16 protein-coding genes and 2 tRNA genes are annotated in these 18,907 nt (G+C 67.6%); 6 read left to right on the top strand and 12 right to left on the bottom strand.

Going from position 1 to position 18,907, the window contains the following annotated elements:
- Window positions 1-13: 13 nt before the first annotated feature.
- Window positions 14-721: a class E sortase gene (locus ACIA8X_RS03545; RefSeq protein WP_393453958.1), complete on the bottom strand. Its 708-nt coding sequence runs from the start codon at window positions 719-721 to the stop codon at window positions 14-16.
- Between the two features lie 19 nt (window positions 722-740).
- Window positions 741-1,517, bottom strand: coding sequence for a DUF881 domain-containing protein (locus ACIA8X_RS03550; protein ID WP_393453955.1), 777 nt, complete (start codon window positions 1,515-1,517; stop codon window positions 741-743).
- A 142-nt stretch (window positions 1,518-1,659) separates the two neighbouring features.
- Here ACIA8X_RS03550 and crgA point away from each other — a divergent pair, with 142 nt between their 5' ends.
- Entirely contained in the window at window positions 1,660-1,914 is a 255-nt protein-coding gene (gene crgA / locus ACIA8X_RS03555; RefSeq protein ID WP_356579566.1) for a cell division protein CrgA, read from the top strand.
- Between the two features lie 324 nt (window positions 1,915-2,238).
- Here the strand turns inward: crgA and ACIA8X_RS03560 are convergent, their stop codons facing one another.
- On the bottom strand, window positions 2,239-3,126 hold the full coding sequence (locus ACIA8X_RS03560) for a rhomboid family intramembrane serine protease (protein ID WP_399457705.1): 888 nt from the start codon (window positions 3,124-3,126) through the stop codon (window positions 2,239-2,241).
- A 103-nt stretch (window positions 3,127-3,229) separates the two neighbouring features.
- A complete protein-coding gene (locus ACIA8X_RS03565) occupies window positions 3,230-3,763 on the bottom strand; it encodes a peptidylprolyl isomerase (protein WP_393453949.1) in 534 nt (177 codons plus the stop codon).
- A 325-nt stretch (window positions 3,764-4,088) separates the two neighbouring features.
- Between ACIA8X_RS03565 and ACIA8X_RS03570 the strand changes: the two genes are divergently transcribed.
- Window positions 4,089-4,802 carry a DUF5324 family protein gene (locus tag ACIA8X_RS03570; RefSeq protein WP_393453946.1) on the top strand — a complete coding sequence of 238 codons (714 nt, stop codon included), beginning with the start codon at window positions 4,089-4,091 and terminating at the stop codon, window positions 4,800-4,802.
- 554 nt (window positions 4,803-5,356) lie between these two features.
- Here ACIA8X_RS03570 and ACIA8X_RS03575 read toward each other — a convergent pair.
- A tRNA-Ala gene (locus tag ACIA8X_RS03575) sits at window positions 5,357-5,429 on the bottom strand.
- A 182-nt stretch (window positions 5,430-5,611) separates the two neighbouring features.
- Here ACIA8X_RS03575 and ACIA8X_RS03580 point away from each other — a divergent pair.
- Both ACIA8X_RS03580 and ACIA8X_RS03585 read left to right on the top strand, forming a co-directional pair.
- On the top strand, window positions 5,612-6,160 hold the full coding sequence (locus tag ACIA8X_RS03580; protein ID WP_031484606.1) for a DNA-binding protein: 549 nt from the start codon (window positions 5,612-5,614) through the stop codon (window positions 6,158-6,160).
- A gap of 346 nt (window positions 6,161-6,506) precedes the next feature.
- A complete protein-coding gene (locus ACIA8X_RS03585; protein ID WP_399457706.1) occupies window positions 6,507-8,294 on the top strand; it encodes a serine/threonine-protein kinase in 1,788 nt (595 codons plus the stop codon).
- Window positions 8,295-8,553: 259 nt separating this feature from the next.
- Here the strand turns inward: ACIA8X_RS03585 and ACIA8X_RS03590 are convergent, their stop codons facing one another.
- On the bottom strand, window positions 8,554-9,852 hold the full coding sequence (locus ACIA8X_RS03590; RefSeq protein WP_393455603.1) for a hypothetical protein: 1,299 nt from the start codon (window positions 9,850-9,852) through the stop codon (window positions 8,554-8,556).
- Window positions 9,853-10,245: 393 nt separating this feature from the next.
- Window positions 10,246-10,374, bottom strand: a complete 129-nt coding sequence (locus ACIA8X_RS03595; protein ID WP_003999697.1) for a DLW-39 family protein — start codon at window positions 10,372-10,374, stop codon at window positions 10,246-10,248.
- A gap of 347 nt (window positions 10,375-10,721) precedes the next feature.
- On the opposite strand from ACIA8X_RS03595, the gene ACIA8X_RS03600 reads away from it, so the two are divergent.
- Entirely contained in the window at window positions 10,722-11,096 is a 375-nt protein-coding gene (locus ACIA8X_RS03600; RefSeq protein ID WP_393455606.1) for a DUF6344 domain-containing protein, read from the top strand.
- 215 nt (window positions 11,097-11,311) lie between these two features.
- Here ACIA8X_RS03600 and ACIA8X_RS03605 read toward each other — a convergent pair whose 3' ends face one another.
- The 5 genes from ACIA8X_RS03605 to gyrB all read right to left on the bottom strand — a co-directional run bounded on the left by ACIA8X_RS03605 (window position 11,312) and on the right by gyrB (window position 17,847).
- A complete protein-coding gene (locus ACIA8X_RS03605; protein WP_393455609.1) occupies window positions 11,312-12,055 on the bottom strand; it encodes an AAA family ATPase in 744 nt (247 codons plus the stop codon).
- A 78-nt stretch (window positions 12,056-12,133) separates the two neighbouring features.
- Window positions 12,134-12,210 (bottom strand) — tRNA-Ile (locus tag ACIA8X_RS03610).
- A gap of 111 nt (window positions 12,211-12,321) precedes the next feature.
- Window positions 12,322-13,128: a DUF3566 domain-containing protein gene (locus ACIA8X_RS03615; RefSeq protein WP_393455612.1), complete on the bottom strand. Its 807-nt coding sequence runs from the start codon at window positions 13,126-13,128 to the stop codon at window positions 12,322-12,324.
- 18 nt (window positions 13,129-13,146) lie between these two features.
- Entirely contained in the window at window positions 13,147-15,744 is a 2,598-nt protein-coding gene (gene gyrA / locus ACIA8X_RS03620; RefSeq protein ID WP_393455615.1) for a DNA gyrase subunit A, read from the bottom strand.
- Window positions 15,745-15,786: 42 nt separating this feature from the next.
- Window positions 15,787-17,847 carry a DNA topoisomerase (ATP-hydrolyzing) subunit B gene (gene gyrB, locus ACIA8X_RS03625; RefSeq protein WP_393456317.1) on the bottom strand — a complete coding sequence of 687 codons (2,061 nt, stop codon included), beginning with the start codon at window positions 17,845-17,847 and terminating at the stop codon, window positions 15,787-15,789.
- A 522-nt stretch (window positions 17,848-18,369) separates the two neighbouring features.
- Between gyrB and ACIA8X_RS03630 the strand changes: the two genes are divergently transcribed.
- A complete protein-coding gene (locus ACIA8X_RS03630; RefSeq protein ID WP_393455618.1) occupies window positions 18,370-18,777 on the top strand; it encodes a hypothetical protein in 408 nt (135 codons plus the stop codon).
- Window positions 18,778-18,907: the final 130 nt, after the last annotated feature.

The raw sequence follows: 18,907 nt of genomic DNA on the forward strand, positions 1-18,907 counted from the left end.
TACAGCCAACAGACTAACGGCGCAACGCTTCCGGTTTCCCGGCCTCCACAGGCTGCGTGGAGTCCAGATGGGCCCACACGATCAGCCGGTGGCTGTGTCCCCACTCGGGATCACACGTGGTCAGGGTCAGATAGCGGCCCTCACGCGTGTACCCCGACTTACGGGGCACAGGGTCGATCACCTCAATGTCAGTGGGCAGGGTTTTGTAGGGGCCTTTGTCGATCCGATACGTGAACCAGGTAGTCCCGTCGGTCAGGACCACCGCATCACCCGGGCGCAGCTTCGGGAAGTCCTTGAAGGGATCGCCATACGTCCGCCGGTGACCGGCCACCGAGAAGTTGCCCTTCTGGCCCAGCTGGGCGGTGCTCCCGTAGTGGCCAAGGCCCTTCTTGAGGGTCTCGGTGGCGGTGCCTTCGAGCACCGGCTTGTTCCACGTGAAACCAAGGCGCGGAATGTACATGATCGCGAAGGGCTCGTCCGAGGTGTACGGGGCCGGCGTCGACGGACTCGTGGTCGTACCCGGACTCGCCGAACCGTCGGGCGCCGCAGCGGACGGCCGTACCGCCCCCCGCGCCCACTGCTCCTCCAGCCGATCGATCTGGTCGCCCATGACGTTGTCGGCCTTTACGCCGGTCCAGAACAGCACATAGACGACGAAAAGGACGATCACGGTGCCGACGGTGATGCACAGCTCGCTGACGGTCCTGACGACGACACGCACCGGCCACTCCAGAGAGGGCTCACTCCACGGGCTTGGCGTACTGCAGATCCACTGTGCCCGAGTAACCCGGCAGAGTCACCGTCCCGTCCTCGGTGACTTTCCAGCCGAGGCCGTAGACATTTACGTACACCATGTAGTTCTGGATCGACGGCGACGCCGTCAGCGCCTGCTGCAACTTCTCCGGATCACCGACCGCCGTGATCTTGTACGGCGGCGAATAGACCCGGCCCTGAAGGATCAGGGTGTTGCCCACGCACCGCACCGCACTGGTGGAGATCAGCCGCTGGTCCATGACCTTGATGCCCTTGGCACCGCCCTGCCACAGGGCGTTCACCACGGCCTGCAGATCCTGCTGGTGAATGACCAGGTAGTCGGGCTGCGGCTCCGGATACCCGGGCAGCTTGGCCGTGGCGTCCGGCGGCGCGTCGTTGAGCGTGACCGTGACCGACTCGCCCGTCACCTTCTGTGTACCCGCGCGCCGCTCCAGCGCCGCCAGCTTGTCGTCCTCGGCCTTCGTGCTGCCGTCGTCCCGCTCCGCCAGCGCCTCCACGTCGTCACGCAGAGCGGCGTTGGACTCATTGAGCCGGCCGTTCTCGTGGCTGCGCTCCTGGATGAGGTCCGAGAGCTTCAGCAACGAGGCATCCGTACGGATATCGGTGCCCTTGGCCGTGTTGAAACTCGTGAAGAAAATCAGCCCCGCGAGGGCGAAGACGGCCGCGGTGAGCACCCGCACCGGCCGGAAGCGGCCGCGGACAGGACTGGATTCCGTCCCGGGGGAGTCGGCAGAATTGCTCAACGTACCCTTATCTCCTTCGGCGCCGCGGAAGCACTACGCTAACGGACGCCCGGGGGAGCAATCAGAGTCCCCTTGTACGCTGCCCCGGAGCCAGCCAAAGTTCCCTGCGCGGCCACGCAGCGCATCGACAGGAGAGACCCTCGTGCCGAAGTCACGTATCCGCAAGAAGGCCGACTACACGCCGCCGCCGTCGAAGCAGGCGACCGCGATCAAGCTGAACAGCCGCGCCTGGGTCGCGCCCGTGATGCTGGCCATGTTCGTCATCGGCCTGGCATGGATCGTCGTTTTCTACGTGACCGACGGTTCGCTGCCCATCGACGCCCTCGGCAACTGGAACATCGTGGTGGGCTTCGGCTTCATCGCCGCCGGATTCGGCGTCTCCACGCAGTGGAAGTAGCCGTCGAAGGGCCGACTGAAGAGGCGGCCACTTCGCGGTGAACAGAGCTCTGCCCAGGGCTATCCGCCGAGTTATCCACAGCCGTTGTCCACAGTGTTGAAAAGAACGACGTAAGAACGACGATCTGTGGATAACCCATCGAGTGTTGACGCCGGTGTGACGGAACTACCGGACCGCCACCACCGGCCGAAAACTTGTTCGCCCCCTGTCTGACCTGCAGAGATGCGGGTCTATGACAGGGGGCACAGTTGTTCCCACACGGCGTGCACAAGATCCGCCACACACTGTGGACAACAGGGCCGCTCACGTGGATAACGGCGTGGCTCAGGTGAGCTGCAGCGTCCTGAGCACGGTCGTCAGGACAATCACGGCCAGGACCAGCGCGCAGGTGCCGTACTGGACCAGGGCCCGTCGCTGACGTGGTGCGTGGACCATGGCGTAGCCGATGACGACGCCGGCGACGAGGCCGCCGATGTGGGCCTGCCAGGAGATGTTGAATCCCGGGCTGAAGGTGAAGATCAGGTTGATCACCAGCAGCGCGATGATCGGCCGCATGTCGTAGTTGAGGCGGCGCATGAGGACCGCGGTGGCGCCGAAGAGGCCGAAGATGGCACCGGAGGCGCCGAGTGTGGCGGTGTTCGGGGAGGTCAGCAGGTAGGCCAGTGCGCTGCCCGCGAGGCCGGAGAGAACGTAGAGCGTGAGGTAGCGGGCGCGGCCGAGGGCGGCTTCGAGGGGGCCGCCGAGCCACCACAGGCTGAGCATGTTGAAGGCGATGTGCCAGGGGGCCTCGTGGGTGAACATCGAGGTCACAAGGCGATACCACTCGCCTCCGGCGACGCCTTCGGTGGGGTTGAAGGGGGCGGGCGGCCAGGCGCCGAGGAGGTAGAGGTGGTCCAGGAGCGTCTCGCTGGCCTGGACGGCGATGAAGATCGCCAGGTTGATCCCGATGAGGATCTTGGTGAGCAGGCGGGGGTCGTCGGTGATGGTGCCACCGGCGAGGGTGCGGGGCCGGGCGGCGTCGGGCGCGTGTCCGGTGCCGGAGCCGTCGCGTACGCAGTTGGGGCACTGGAAGCCGACGGAGGCGCTGACCATGCACTCGGGGCAGATCGGGCGTTCACAGCGGGTGCAGCTGATGCCGGTCTCTCGGTCCGGGTGTCGGTAGCAGACGGGCAGGCTCTGGGCGTCCTGTGAGCTGCCGGCCGGCTGGTCCATGAGGTCCCCTAGGTCGTCGTACGCGATGGCATGTGCGCATGCCTCGCCCCGCTCTTCCTTACGGACGAGCGGGGCGTTTGGTTCCCTGTGGGAGGTGTCGCGCTCAGCCCTCGCGGGTCTCGACGACGACCGACTCGATGACGACGTCGTTGACCGGTCGGTCGGTGCGGGGGTTGGTCTGGATCGTCGCGATGGCGTCGATGACCTTCTGGCTGGCGGCGTCGGTGACCTCGCCGAAGATGGTGTGCTTGCGGTTCAGCCAGGTGGTCGGGGAGACCGTGATGAAGAACTGCGAGCCGTTGGTGCCCGGTCCGGCGTTGGCCATGGCGAACAGGTACGGCTTGTCGAAGGAGAGGTCCGGGTGGAACTCGTCCTGGAACTGGTACCCGGGACCGCCGGTGCCGTTGCCCAGCGGGTCACCGCCCTGGATCATGAAGCCGCTGATGACCCGGTGGAAGACCGTGCCGTCGTAGAGCTTGGCCGTGGACTTCTCTCCAGTGGCGGGGTTCGTCCACTCACGCTCGCCCTTGGCGAGTTCGACGAAGTTCTTGACCGTGATCGGCGCGTGGTTCGGGAGGAGCCGGACCTCGATGTCGCCGTGGTTGGTCTTCAGGGTGGCGTAGAGCTGCTCGGCCACGATCTGCCTTCCGTTGTCTTCCTGTGACCCCCTGATCCTCGCATGGACGGCGGCTTACGTCGCCCGGCACCCGTTCACCGGCGCGCAACCGTGGCGATCGCTTGCAGAAAACCGGGCGAGAAGGCCCGTGGCGGGGGCAGGAAGCGGCGAACCATGGCATTGTCGACGACAAGCCCGTGTTGGCCCGCATTGATCCGTTATTGCACTTGATCAAGTCAATCGGCACCCATATGCCCGCCCTCGCATGCCGCGGATCGTTCTGGCAGGCATGATCCGTAAAAGGGTGGAGAGTCGAAAACCGTACGCCACCGAGGAGGAGGATCCCGTGACCCGCATTGACAGCGTGCGCGCCGCGACCGGCTCGGCGAAGGACAGCGTGCTGCACGCCGCGGAAGTGGTGGCGCCCTACGCCGACACCGCCAAGGACAGGGCCGCGCACTATGCGCACGAGGCACGCGTACGGCTCGCGCCCGTGATGTCGCAGGCCACCGAGCAGGCCCGCGCGCAAGCTCTTCTGCAGTACGGCGCACATGTGGCCCCGCGTCTGGAGCAGGCCCGTTCGCATGTGCCGCCGAAGGTCGACCACGCCGCTCATGAGGCGGCCGCCCGTACGCGCAAGGCTGCCCGGCAGGCCGCCGACTACTCGCGGCCGAGGATCGAGCAGGCAGTGGCTGCGGCGGGGCCCGCCAGGGACGAGGCCGCCGCGCGCGGTGCGGCCGCGTTGGCCGCGCTGCGCGGTCAGGTCTCGCCGCAGGAAATCCAGAAGCTGGCCCGCAAGCACGAGAGGCGCGCCAAGGCCGGTCGTGCCGCGAAGGTGCTGGCGGTGTGCGGTGTCATCGCGGGCGCCGCCTTCGCCGCCTGGAAGTGGTGGGACAAGCAGGCCAACCCGGACTGGCTGGTCGAGCCTCCCGCCGCTACCGAGGTGCCTGAGTCGAACCGTCTCGCTTCGGTGGACGGCAGCGGCCAGTCCGTCCTCGATCCGGAGGTGCAGGCGAAGGAGGCCGAGGAAGAGGCAGCCCGGCGCGACGAGGGCCGCTGATGTGAGGGCCGGCTCCGGGCCGGCTTGGTGAACTCCGCCGTGGGGCGGGAGACTTGAGGGTCTCCCGCCCCACGGCGATGTTTCACGTGGAACGTGGGCACCGTTTCACGGAAGGGTCGATCGCCTGGACGCCCGGCAGTTGCCGGATCTGCCGATGCCGGCCAAGGCCCGCCCATGCCTGCAGCGCTCCCGGCGGCCTCAGAGCGGCGCGCGTTTACGCCTTCCGTTCACGATGACGTTTGCAACGCCCCATGTGTGCAAGTCCCGCACAGATTTCCTTAACGGTGCGCGTCCTTCTGATTACCGAATCACCTTCACGCCAGCTCACACAGGGCCTCCACGCCGCAGCGCGCCCTTTGGAGCCACGTCGGCCACCCGCGCAACCACCTTGAGGACTTCACTCACCCCACCTGTTTGCGCAAACTCCAGCAACGACGCCACTTCCCGTGGCGTGATGCACGTCACCGATGCAGGCCATCGAGGGCCAGGGCATGCGGTCCGCGGAACGCAGAGACCGGCCAGAGGCCGCGAGGGCGTCTGACCGGTCCGAGGTGTGGAGCCTAGGGGAGTCGAACCCCTGACATCTGCCATGCAAAGACAGCGCTCTACCAACTGAGCTAAGGCCCCGGAAGGGAAGCATCCAGCCGGAAGAACCACACTCCGGCGGGCGCCGCAGACCAGAGTACCGGGTCGCCCCCCGTATCTCGCAAAAAGATTGGGGGTCCCGATGAACGACCACTCTCCGTAAGATGCTCGGCGTGGTTCGCTACAGCGAACCACGGTTCTTGGGGAAGCGATGGGGAGACGCAATGGACGCCGCACAGCAGGAAGCCACCGCAAGAGCGCGGGAACTGCAGCGGAACTGGTACGGGGAGCCGCTGGGGGCGCTCTTCCGTAAGCTCATCGACGATCTTGGTCTGAACCAGGCTCGTCTCGCGGGGGTACTGGGACTGTCCGCACCGATGCTGTCGCAGCTGATGAGCGGCCAGCGGGCGAAGATCGGCAATCCCGCCGTGGTCCAGCGGGTGCAGCTGCTGCAGGACTTGGCCGGGCAGGTCGCGGACGGCAGCGTGAGCGCGGCCGAGGCCACCGAGCGCATGGAAGAGATCAAGAAGTCGCAGGGGGGCTCGGTGCTCAGCAACACGACGCAGACGACGAGCAGTTCGGGGGCGCCGACGGTCAAGCGGGTGGTCCGCGAGATCCAGTCGCTGCTGCGCTCGGTGGCCGCCGCGGGAGACATCATCGAGGCCGCGGACACCCTCGCCCCCACCCACCCGGAACTGGCAGAGTTCCTCCGGGTGTACGGCGCCGGCCGCACCTCCGACGCGGTCACGCACTACCAGTCCCACCAGAACTGACCCCGAAGCCCGGTCACCGAAGGGGGTTCGGCAGCCGGGCCGACGGCCTGCGTCCTGAGCGGCACGAGGGGGTCGTGCGGTTCAGGGGCGAGGTCACACGGGCGGTCTGGTCGACGCGTTCGCGGTGAGCTGCACGACGGGGGCGGGTAGCTCGGCGGGGAGAGTCGGGTCAGGTCGGGGCGGGGAGCCGGTGGAGCCGGTTACGGGGGAGCCCGGCAGTACGGAATCCCGAGAGGGAGTCCGTCCGGGGGCGGAGGAGCGCGGAGGAGGTCGGCGAGGGGGAGTCGTATCGCTCATCGAGGGGGAAGCAAGGGGGTAGCCGAAGGGGGAGGAGCGACGCACAGCCATGGGTGAGGTCTTCGCAGGCCGGTACGAACTGGTCGACCCGATCGGACGCGGAGGTGTCGGCGCCGTCTGGCGTGCCTGGGACCACCGCCGCCGCCGGTACGTGGCCGCCAAGGTGCTGCAGCAGAGCGACGCGCACTCGCTGCTGCGGTTCGTCCGCGAACAGGCCCTGCGGATCGATCACCCCCATGTGCTGGCGCCCGCCAGCTGGGCCGCCGACGACGACAAGGTCCTGTTCACCATGGACCTGGTGGCCGGTGGTTCGCTGGTCCATCTCATCGGGGACTACGGCCCCTTGCCTCCCTCGTTCGTCTGCACGCTCCTCGATCAGCTCCTCGCTGGGTTGGCCGCGGTGCACGCGGAGGGTGTCGTCCACCGGGACATCAAGCCTGCCAACCTGCTCCTCGAGGCCACCGGCACAGCGCGCCCTCGGCTGCGTCTGTCCGACTTCGGTATCGCCATGCGGCTGGGCGAGCCCCGCCTGACCGAGACCAACCTCGTGGTGGGAACGCCCGGTTATCTCGCGCCCGAGCAACTCATGGGCGCGGAACCGGACTTCCCGGCCGACCTGTTCGCCGTAGGGCTGGTCGCGCTGTATCTGCTGGAGGGCGCCAAGCCTGATGCCAAGGCGCTCATCCAGTACTTCGCCGAGCACGGAACTCCCGGTGCGCCCAAGGGAATTCCCGAACCGCTGTGGCAGGTCGTGGCCTCGCTGCTGCAGCCGGATCCGCATGCGCGGTTCCGAACGGCCACAGGTGCACGCAAGGCTCTCGCCTCTGCCACCGAGCTGCTGCCGGAACCCGGCCCCGACGACGAACTGATCGAGATCTTCGACCAACTCGGGCCGCTGCCACCGGGGTACGGGCCGGGTGGGCCGCTCAAGCCGGCTCCGGGGGTTGGAGGGGGCAGGGGTGGTTCGCGGCAGTTCGGGGCGGGCTCGGTGGGGGCGGATATCACCGGGTCCGTATCGAGCGGATCTGGCTCCGTGTCGAGGGGGGCCGACTCCGGATGGGCGGGCTCCGGGTCCGGGTCCGGCTCCGGCTCCGGCTCCGGCTCCGGCTCCGGGTCGATGGATACCGGGCCCTCCGGCCGCACACCGAGCGATCCGCGCCACGGCGTGGCCGGGCCGATCCAGGCGGGTGACGTCACTGCGTCCCAGTCCGGGCGCGCCGCGCATCCGCCTCAGCCGGGGCTCCAAGCGCCCTTCGCCCAGGAGCCGTCCGTCCCCTCGCAGTCCGGCGACGGCAGCGGGCCCCTCAGCATGTCGGACACCGGCAGCTTCCATCTGCCGCCGCCCCAGGCCACCGGCTCCTCCCCTCAGACTCAGACGCCCCCGCCGCAGCCGGGACAGGCCCCACCCCACCCGCAAGCACACAGGCCCGGGCAGACGGGCCAGGCCCAAGGCCGAGACCAGGCCCACGCTCACGTACACCAGGACGCTCAGCACCACTCCGCTCACAGCTCCCCTTACGACACCACGCACGTCCTGTCCTCCCCTCCTCGGCACGCACCGCAATACCCGGCTCAGCCCCCGACGCCGACGCCGACACCGGCGCCGGCGCATCTCGTCGATGCCTCTACTGCTTCGTACACCGCTCAGAGCCCGCAGGTTCCACCCTCGGCACCCTCAATTCCGCAGCCACACCGCCGCGGCAGCCATCGCGCCGCCCGGCGCGCCCCCCAAGGCCTCACACGCCGCCCCGGCCCGCCCGCCAAGGTGGCAGTCCCGCTCCTGCTGCTGGCGCTGGCCTGCTATGCCGTGGGGTTCTGGGCGTTGGCCCACATCTGAGGTTTCTGGGGCACTGAGGCGCTGGGGCTCTGAGGCGCCGAATGCACGAGCCTGCGAGCCCACGAGCGCGAGGCCACAGGTCAAGAGCCCACGCCCCCGAACTCGCGACCCATGGGCCCGTGAGCGCACAATCCCGCTCCCGCGAACCCGTGAGCCCTGTATCCCCCAGCCCAGGAACCCGAGCGCTCCCGAACCGCGCCCCGAGCAAGCGCTCACCACTACCGGGGCCCGCCCCTCCGCCGAGAGCACCACGCCCGCCCTACGAAACCCCGACCCTCCGCCGAGCCACCACCGTCCACACCCCCAGTACCACCAGCACCACCGTCCCCGCCCCGATCCCACTCACCGCGAGCACGGTCATCGTGGCGTCACCGCCGCCCCTGGCCCCGTCTTCAGCCGCAGCCGTGCCCGCAGCCGCAGCCTCGGCCGCATCCCGATCGCTTTGCGAGACCTGGAAGACACCCCCCGGCCGGGACTCCCCCGCATAGCCGGGGCCGGCCGCCTCCTCGCCCCCCACCCGCACGCGCAACGTCAGCCCGAACGGCCCGTCGCCGTACCTCTCGGCCACCTCGGCGGCGAGATGCACCACGAGGAAATAGGCCCCGGCGAACCGCATGCCGCTGAACCGGTCGGAGACGGCGTACCGGTTCTCGTACGTGACCGGTGGCAAGGGGTCGAGTTCGGCGGCCGTCCGTCTGCCGTTGTAGTTGGCGCTCGTGTCGTCGACGAGGCCGCGCGCGGGGTTGTAGAGCGCGAGGTTGAGGGCGCCGCCCGCGGAGCCGTCGCTGCTGCCCGAGCCGCTCAGTTCGGCGGTGGCGTACAACTGCCGGCCCCAGTCGAGGGGCACCTTGTAGAAGAGCGTTCGGCCGGGCTCGATGTCGGAGCTCCAGACGCCCTGGCCGATGGCTGCCGCCGAGGCGAATCCGGAGCCTGCGTCACGGGGCACGTCCTCGTCGGTGAGGGGGGCCGGGGAGGCGGAGTTCCAGGCCTCGGGGGCGCTCGTGGCGCCGGCCTGCTCCAGGGGCGGCTCGGAGGTCGGGAAGAGCTCCAGGTCCCAGGTGTCCGGCGCGGAATCCGCCGGACGGACGCGCTCGACGATCACGTAGTAGGTGCCCGCTTTGTTGCAGCGAGCCCGATGGGCGAAGACCTCGCGCGCGCCCCACGCCGCGATCGGACGCGCACTGTGGGCGACGCCGAGCCTCTTGGTTTCGGTGGAGCAGAGACGGCCGTCGGCGGCGTCCTCCACGGACACCTTGATGCCGTCGCCCGCGGTCACGGTGCTGCCGGGGGTGGGGATTGCGGTCACGGAGACGTACACGTCGGAGGTGGCGTCGAGGTCGAGGCTGTAGTGGATCTCTCCGCTGCTCGGCAGGGAGCTCTTGTACGTCGTGCCGGGCGTGAGGGGCGGAGCGTTGGTGGTGCTCGCCGAGCCAGTGACGGGCCGGGCTCCCGGCGAGAAGGCGTAAGGGGTGGGCGTTCCGGCCGCGAGTGCGGTCTGGGCCGGCAGGGCAGCCGTCGTACAGAGCAGCAGTGCCACCCCTATGAAGGCCGCACGCACGCGTGTGAAGGCCGCACGCACGCGTGTCGAAGCCGAACGCGAGGGATGATCACGCCGCACCCTCTCCCGGCGCCATCGCGCCGCACGCCGCCGCCCCATCACGCGCCACTCCTGTCGTCACCGGACCATGGACGTCGCCCATCCTGCCCAGCCCGGCCGCGCGTCACCCACGCAATCCGTACGGCCGTCCGAAACGCCCGGCTCTAAGGCACCCCGGACGCTCCCGCAACTCGACGCGACGGCACTCCACGACCGGAGCGCGACCCGCCTCAGCCTCTCCGCGCCCCTCCACGAAACCGCGCGCCCCCGAGCCCAGGCACCGCACGCCCCCGAACACACAAAACCCCGACCGCGATGACGGCCGGGGTCTGCTTCAGATTCCGCTGTGATGGCTCACGAACCCGTGGGCACGGAGTCAGTCGCCTCCGTCCACAGATCCTGCTCGGCGCGATCCGCCTGGATCTGGCGGTACACGAGGAGCCCGCCGATGGCGGCCAGTGCGACCAGGAGAAGCTTCTTCACCGCGCGACCTCGTCTTTCCTTGACGTAGGGGACCTCTGGCGCCCGACTATACACACCGACCGATATCGATCGGTGACCTGCGTCGGGGCTCAACTGCCGTTCGGAACAGCGCAGTAGAAGCGGATTGCGCCGCTCCGATCGGAGGGTGATCACACCTCGACAGACGGTGACTTTCATCCCCTTCCTCCCACCTACCGCACTTTCTCGGACTTTCCAGGCTTCGTACGCCCATCCGTGTGGTGTTCATCTGAAGATCGACGCGCCACGGGCGTCGGTCCATGACTTCTCGGTCCCCATACACATCATGAGGAAAGTACGCAAATCGCCCAACCCGAAAGTGAGGGGCCATGGCCAGGAACAGGGTCATGAACCTGTGGACCAGCATCGTCACCGCCTTCCTCGCGCTGTTCACGGCGCTCGGATTCGTCACGACCTCCGCCGCCGCGGCCGTACCGCACACCGAGACGGCTCGCAGAAGCGACAGCGACGACGGCGACCGCAACACGATGCAGTTGACAGTTCCGGCGATGCCCCAGTGGGCCTGGTCCTACGCGAGATCGCTGCCTCCAACGATGAAGCAGCGCATTCGCGCCGAGGCCCACGGCAGAACCCCCAGCTGCCGCCACCGCCCGCTCACGGAATCGGAAGCGGCCACCTCGGCCACCAGCGGGTGCGACTCCGTCGCCGCCCCGGACCGGCCACTGGTCCCGCACCAACGCTGAGCCGACGGCTCGCCCCGAGACGTCACCCCTGGTGCCGAAGCGCACCGACCCTCTCCCAGACAGCACCGCCGCAGCGAGCTTGCGTACACAGCACCGCTCAAGCGCACCTGCCGTACAGCACCGCTGAGCAGCACCGCCATGCCGTACCGCTGGACAGCACCCCTGATGCCGTAATTCTCATGACAACGCTCGTGCCGACGCCCCCACGGCGAACCTCATCCCTCTTCGACGATGTGCCGGAGATAGGCCCACGGGTCGTTGAGGTAACGCCGCCAGTGGTCGACGAGCTGCAGATCCCGCCAGTCGGCGGGACGCATTCCGTGGTCGCCCACCTCGATGACCTCGGCGCCGGGCAGCGCCGTCAGCACGGGTGAGTGGGTGGCGCAGATGATCTGCGCGCCGGAACGCCCCAAGTCATGCAGCAGCCCGACGAGTTGAAGACAGGAAGCGAAGGACAGCGCGGCCTCGGGCTCGTCCAGGACGTACAGCCCCGGCTCGCGGAACCGTTCGCGGAAGGCCATCAGAAAGCCCTCACCGTGGCTCATCTCGTCCACGGCCCCGGACAGTCTTCCCGTCTGCTGCTCCCGGCCCAGCGCGTCCAGCGCGGTCTCCGCCCGCAGGAAGAAGCCTCTGCGGCGCGTACGAGGCCCGTGCAACATACGGCGGCCGGCCACGGTCGCCTCGAAGCGCATCCGCCCGCCGAGCGCCGAAGGCTCACGCCAACTCGCGTACTTGTAGCCTGCGGATCCGCCCCAGGAGTCGAGCCCGAACCCCTCCGCCAGCGCCTCGACCAGCGTCGACTTGCCCGAACCGTTCTCCCCCACCAGGAACGTGACCGGCGCGGTGAACCTCAGGCCGTCTTCCAGCAGCTGCCGCACGCACGGCACCGACCACGGCCACTGGCTGCCTTCCTCCAGCTCGCCCGCGGTGGCATGCGCGTATGCCCGTTCGACGATCATTTCGCCAGGCTCTCACCTGGCACTGACAATCAGGCATGCAGAAGGCCCCCGGTCCGTGTGGACCGGAGGCCTTCTCGCTGGTGGGGCTAACAGGATTTGAACCTGTGGCCTCATCCTTATCAGGGATGCGCTCTAACCAACTGAGCTATAGCCCCGCCGCGCTGTGCGGTGTGTATCCCGCGCGCTGACTCCTGAAGATTAGCGCACGACTGGGGCAGTCCCAAAATCGGTTGTCGGGGGACCGTCAGCCGCGGTTTAGGAGCAGGTCACTCGTCCTCCGCGAGCGTCAGCTCGACGCCGCCCACGAATCCGGCGGAGAGGTTGTAGATGAACGCGCCGAGGGTCGCCAGTGCCGTCGCGAGGACGACGTCGATGACCGCGATGATCGATGTGAACATCAGCACGTGCGGCAGCGACAGGAAGGACTGCAGGTCGAAGCCGTTCGACTCGTTCGAGCCGGTCGCCTCGGAGATCGTGCCGCCGACCGTCGAGAAGACGCCCATCGCGTCCATGACCATCCACAGCACCGCGGCCGCGACGATCGTGCAGATGCCCAGCGCGATGGAGAGCAGGAAGCTGACCTTCATCACCGACCACGGGTCGGCCTTGGCCACGCGCAGGCGCGCCTTACGGGTGCGGGGCGTCGTACGGGCGCCCGTGCGCGGCCGGCGTACCGAGCCGCCCGGAGCGTCCGTCTGGTAGGCCTGCGGCGGGTGGTAGGGCCCGGCGGGCTGCTGCGGCTGCCGTTCCCCGGGCAGCGGCGACGCCGACGGCGTGTGGGCCGCCTGCTGCGCCCCCGTGGGCACCGGCTGGGGCTGAGGCTGGGCGCCCGTAGCCGCGCCGGCCGCGTACTGCTGGGCCTGCGGGCCTCGGGTGTCCGTCACGGGTCCCCCCTGGGATCCAGGTGCCTCGGGCGAGGGCGAGTTCTTCGCGGACGGCTTGATCGCCTTCAGCTGGGTGGTGTGCGTGTCGGGCGTACGCGCGGCGGAGCCACGGCCGCCGCCGTCCGTGTCCTTACCGGCCGTAGAACCGGTCGAGGTACCGGACGATCCGGCGCCCGTGGCTCCGCTCACGATGACTCTCTCCTCGTGCTACTCGGCCGAGGGTGCGTCACCCTCGTCCGTGCCGATGGTCGTGGCGGCACCTTCGGCGATCTCGTCGACAGCCACGTCACCGTCGACCTCCTCCGCCTCGCGTCCCGCCTCGGCGTTACGAGCGATGCCTACCACGGCATCGCGCTTGCCCAGGTTGATCAGTTGGACGCCCATGGTGTCACGGCCCGTCTCCCTGACCTCGTTGACTCGCGTACGAATCACGCCGCCGCCCAGCGTGATGGCGAGGATCTCGTCGGTCTCCTCGACCACCAGCGCACCGACGAGCGATCCGCGGTCCTCCACGATCTTGGCGGCCTTGATACCGAGGCCACCGCGACCCTGGACGCGGTACTCGTCGACGGGCGTCCGCTTCGCGTACCCGCCGTCGGTGGCAGTGAACACGAACGTACCCGTTCGAACAACATTCATCGAGAGCAGCTCGTCTCCCTCGCGGAAGCTCATGCCCTTGACACCGGACGTGGCGCGGCCCATGGGGCGCAGCGACTCGTCCGTGGCCGTGAACCTGATCGACTGTGCCTTTTTGCTGATCAGAAGCAGATCATCGTCGGCCGAGACGAGTTCGGCGCCGATCAGTTCGTCGTCGGAACCGTCCTCGCGCTCACGCAAGTTGATCGCGATCACGCCGCCGGAGCGGGGCGAATCGTAATCCTTCAGCGGCGTCTTCTTCACAAGTCCGCCCTTCGTGGCGAGCACCAGGTACGGCACCGCCTCGTAGTCGCGGATGGCGAGGATCTCGGCGATCGCCTCGTCCGGCTGGAAGGCCAGCAGGTTCGCCACGTGCTGTCCACGCGCGTCACGGCCGGCGTCCGGCAGCTCGTAGGCCTTCGCCCGGTACACCCGGCCCTTGTTGGTGAAGAACAGCAGCCAGTGGTGCGTGGTCGAGACGAAGAAGTGGTCGACGATGTCGTCTTCCTTCAGCTTCGCACCGCGTACGCCCTTGCCGCCGCGCTTCTGCGCGCGGTAGTCGACGGTCTTGGTGCGCTTGACGTAGCCGCCGCGCGAGACCGTGACGACGATGTCCTCCTCGGCGATCAGGTCCTCGATGGACATGTCGCCGTCGTAGGGCACCAGCATGGTCTTGCGGTCGTCGCCGTACTTCTCGACGATCGCGGCGAGCTCCGCGCTGACGATGCCGCGCTGGCGGACCGGCGAGGCCAGGATCTGCTGGTACTCGGTGATCTTCGCCTGGAGTTCGTCGTGCTCCTGGATGATCTTCTGGCGCTCCAGGGCGGCCAGTCGCCGCAGCTGCATCTCGAGGATGGCGTTGGCCTGGATCTCGTCGATCTCCAGGAGCTCCATCAGGCCCGTACGCGCGATCTCGACCGTGTCGCTGGCCCGGATGAGGGCGATGACCTCGTCGATGGCGTCCAGGGCCTTGAGGAGGCCGCGCAGGATGTGCGCGCGCTCCTCGGCCTTGCGCAGCCTGAAGCGCGTACGGCGGACGATGACCTCGATCTGGTGCGTCACCCAGTGGCGGATGAACGCGTCGAGCGAGAGGGTGCGCGGGACACCGTCGACGAGCGCCAGCATGTTGGCGCCGAAGTTCGACTGCAGGTCCGTGTGCTTGTACAGGTTGTTCAGGACGACCTTGGCGACGGCGTCGCGCTTCAGCACGATGACGAGGCGCTGGCCGGTGCGCGACGACGTCTCGTCGCGGACGTCCGCGATGCCGCCGATCTTGCCGTCCTTCACCAGGTCGGCGATCTTCTGCGCGAGGTTGTCGGGGTTGGTCTGGTACGGCAGTTCCGTGACCACCAGGCACTGGCGGTTCTGGATCTCCTCGACCTCGACGACCGCGCGCATCGTGATGGAGCCGCGGCCGGTGCGGTACGCCTCTTCGATGCCCTTACGGCCGACGACGAGCGCGCCGGTCGGGAAGTCCGGGCCCTTGATGCGCTCGATGAGCGCGTCCAGGAGCTCCTCGTGGGAGGCTTCCGGGTTCTCCAGGTACCACTGGGCGCCGGCCGCGACCTCGCGGAGGTTGTGCGGCGGGATGTTGGTCGCCATACCGACCGCGATACCGGCCGAGCCGTTGATCAGCAGGTTCGGGAAGCGGGCGGGCAGGACGGTCGGCTCCTGGGAGCGGCCGTCGTAGTTGTCCGTGAAGTCGACGGTCTCCTCGTCGATGTCACGGACCATCTCCATCGACAGCGGCGCCATCTTGCACTCGGTGTAGCGCATGGCCGCCGCCGGGTCGTTGCCCGGAGAGCCGAAGTTGCCGTTGGAGTCGACGAGCGGCATGCGCATCGACCACGGCTGGGCGAGACGGACCAGGGCGTCGTAGATCGAGGAGTCGCCGTGGGGGTGGTAGTTACCCATGACGTCGCCGACCACGCGCGCGCACTTGTAGAAGCCGCGCTCGGGGCGGTAGCCGCCGTCGTACATGGCGTACAGGACGCGGCGGTGGACGGGCTTGAGGCCGTCCCGGACGTCCGGCAGCGCACGCGAGACGATGACGGACATCGCGTAGTCGAGGTACGAGCGCTGCATCTCCGTCTCGAGCCCGACGGGCTCGACACGCTGGGCGATGTCGCCGCCCTCGTCAGGCGTGACGGGAGTGTTCTCGTCGGTCATTGCGGGTGAAGATCCTTCCTGATGCGGTCAGCTGAGACCGACTCAGATGTCGAGGAAGCGGACGTCCTTGGCGTTGCGCTGGATGAACTGGCGGCGGGCCTCGACGTCCTCGCCCATGAGGACCGAGAACAGGTCGTCGGCCTGGGCGGCGTCGTCGAGGGTGACCTGGCCGAGGACGCGGTGCTCCTGGTCCATGGTCGTGATGCGCAGCTCCTCGGCGTTCATCTCGCCGAGACCCTTGAAGCGCTGGATCGAGTCCTCGCGGACGCGCTTGCCGCGCTGACGGCCCATCTCCAGGAGGGCGTCGCGCTCGCGGTCGGAGTACGCGTACTCGACCTCGTCCCGGCCCCACTTGATCTTGTAGAGCGGGGGACGGGACAGGAACACGTGCCCGGCCTCGACCAGCGGCCGCATGAAGCGGAACAGGAAGGTCAGCAGCAGGGTGTTGATGTGCTGGCCGTCGACGTCGGCGTCCGCCATCAGGATGATCTTGTGATAGCGCAGCTTCTCGATGTCGAAGTCCTCGTGGACTCCGGTGCCGAAGGCCGAGATCAGCGCCTGGATCTCCTGGTTCTGCAGGATCTTGTCGATCCGCGCCTTCTCGACGTTGAGGATCTTGCCTCGGATCGGGAGGATCGCCTGGTACTCGGGGTTGCGGCCGGACTTGGCCGAGCCGCCGGCGGAGTCACCCTCGACGATGAAGATCTCGCACTTGGTGGGGTCGTTCGACTGGCAGTCGGAGAGCTTGCCCGGCAGGGACGCCGTCTCCAGCAGACCCTTGCGACGCGTCAGGTCACGGGCCTTGCGGGCCGCCACGCGCGCGGTGGCCGCCTGGATGCCCTTGCGGATGATGTCCGCGGCCTCGTTCGGGTTGCGGTCCAGCCAGTCGTTGAGGTGCTCGTAGACGACCTTCTGCACAAAGGTCTTCACCTCTGTGTTGCCCAGCTTGGTCTTGGTCTGGCCCTCGAACTGCGGCTCGCTCAGCTTCACCGAGATGATCGCGGTCAGACCCTCGCGGATGTCGTCACCCGTGAGGTTGTCGTCCTTCTCGCGCAACAGCTTCTTGTCGCGCGCGTACTTGTTGATCAGCGAGGTCAGCGCCGCACGGAAGCCCTCTTCGTGCGTACCGCCCTCGTGTGTGTGGATGATGTTGGCGAAGGAGTACACACCCTCGCTGTAGCCGCCGTTCCACTGCATCGCGAGCTCGAGGGACAGGCTCTTGTCCTTGTCCTCGGCCTCCAGGTCGATCACGGTGGGGTGCACCACTTCTCCCTTACGGGAGTTGAGGTACTTCACGAAGTCGACGATGCCGCCCTCGTAGTGGTACGAGACGGCCTTGACCTCGTGCTTCTCGTCCTCGCCCGCCTCGTCCGCACCGGCGGTGGCCTTCGCCGACTCACGCTCGTCGGTGAGGTTGATGCGCAGGCCCTTGTTGAGGAACGCCATCTCCTGGAAACGCCGCGACAGCGTCTCGAAGGAGTAGTCGGTGGTCTCGAAGATGTCCGGGTCGGCCCAGAAGGTGACCGAGGTGCCGTGCTCGTCCGTGGCCTCGTGCTTGGCAAGCGGGGCCGTAGGGACTCCCAACTTGTAGTCCTGCGTCCAGCGGTAGCCATCGGTCTTGATCTCGACGGACACCTTGGTCGACAGGGCGTTCACGACGGAGACACCCACGCCGTGCAGACCGCCGGAGACCGCGTAGCCGCCGCCGCCGAACTTGCCGCCCGCGTGCAGCACGGTCAGCACGACCTCGACGGCCGGCTTGCCCTCGGACGGCACGATGCCCACCGGGATGCCACGGCCGTTGTCGACGACCCGTACACCGCCGTCGGCGAGGATCGTCACGTCGATCGTGTCCGCGTGCCCGGCCAGCGCCTCGTCGACGGAGTTGTCGACGACCTCCTGCACAAGGTGGTGCAGTCCGCGCTCGCCGGTCGAACCGATGTACATACCGGGTCGCTTGCGAACCGCGTCCAGACCCTCGAGGACGGTGATGGCGCTGGCGTCGTACGAGGCGGTGACCTCGCCGTTCGACGAGGTGACCGCGCCGTTGGCGCCGGCGTCGGTGGACGGGATGTTCTCGTTGGGGTTGCCGGAATCGGCCACGAAGCGCCCTTTCTGGCACAGCACGAGCCAGGCTCCTCGGCGGGTTGCCGGAGCGGCTGCGGCATGTTGCGTTGGTAAGCCTTGATCAGCGTTGCTCAGCTTTTCCCGGCGGTCCCCACGATTGGGGCGGGATTAGCTTCCAGTCTACCGGTAGCGCCGACAGTGATGGGGGTTTGCCGGTACCTAGGCCCGCATGTGCCGCCCTGAACAGGCCCCGTCCGACTCCCCGTATACGGAGCGGGGCCCTGAGAGGCTCACGGCGGCACTCAGCGCTTCGTTTGGTCAACCTTCAGCTACCGGGTCGCCACCGGACCGAAGGAGCGCCACCTCCGAGAGCCCAGTATCGGACATATAGCCCACTTAATAAAATAAGGGCGGAATTGAAACTTTTCTCCACCTATCAGACCTTCATGAAGTCATTGCCGATTAAACGTTTCATTGACGTATTGCTCTCTGTTAAAGTGAGAACTGCGTAAGGAATTGCGCATCTTTCGCTCAACAAGTAAAGAAACGGCGGGAATAGTGAAGATCCGCAAGCGTTCCCTGGCTAAGGCAGGAATTGTCCTCGGCTCGGCTGCTCTCATGGTGGGTTCGGCAACGAACGCCTGGGCAGCGAACGGCGATCCCATTACGGTCAAGACCACGGATGACAATCCGGGTGGTTGGGCCACCTTCTGGCCCAACGGGGACAAGTTCGTCGTCACTGACCATGACGACGACGGCATGCGAGCCTCTGGCTACATACGGTTCAACGGCAACACTCACCGTCTGGACGATGCCAACGGTGCCGCCACTGGGTCTTCTTCCGGCTCGGTGTCGCGTATCTTCTCGATCGCGGAAGACACCAAGGTCGAGATCAAGGTCTGCATCAGGGATGGAGCCGACGGGACGGCCAGATTCTGCAGCGGATGGCGAGCTGCACTGGCCTGAGCCAATCGTTGGGACCTGACATCGCCCAGCAATTCGGGCAGCATCGGTTCTGACTGATAACTCACGGGGGGCTTGTAGCACACCAGCTACAAGCCCCCGCGCTCGTTATCCGAATTCCGACTCAAGCGCC

This window comes from Streptomyces sp. NPDC051738 (genome assembly GCF_044453205.1).
GTDB lineage: Bacteria > Actinomycetota > Actinomycetes > Streptomycetales > Streptomycetaceae > Streptomyces.

Bases quoted from the DNA above. Each gene is read 5' to 3' on its own strand.
- ACIA8X_RS03560 (WP_399457705.1), bottom strand. From the start codon at position 3,126: ATGGACCAGCCGGCCGGCAGCTCACAGGACGCCCAGAGCCTGCCCGTC.
- ACIA8X_RS03580 (WP_031484606.1), top strand. From the start codon at position 5,612: ATGGACGCCGCACAGCAGGAAGCCACCGCAAGAGCGCGGGAACTGCAG.
- ACIA8X_RS03585 (WP_399457706.1), top strand. From the start codon at position 6,507: ATGGGTGAGGTCTTCGCAGGCCGGTACGAACTGGTCGACCCGATCGGA.
- ACIA8X_RS03600 (WP_393455606.1), top strand. From the start codon at position 10,722: ATGGCCAGGAACAGGGTCATGAACCTGTGGACCAGCATCGTCACCGCC.
- ACIA8X_RS03605 (WP_393455609.1), bottom strand. From the start codon at position 12,055: ATGATCGTCGAACGGGCATACGCGCATGCCACCGCGGGCGAGCTGGAG.
- gyrA (WP_393455615.1), bottom strand. From the start codon at position 15,744: ATGACCGACGAGAACACTCCCGTCACGCCTGACGAGGGCGGCGACATC.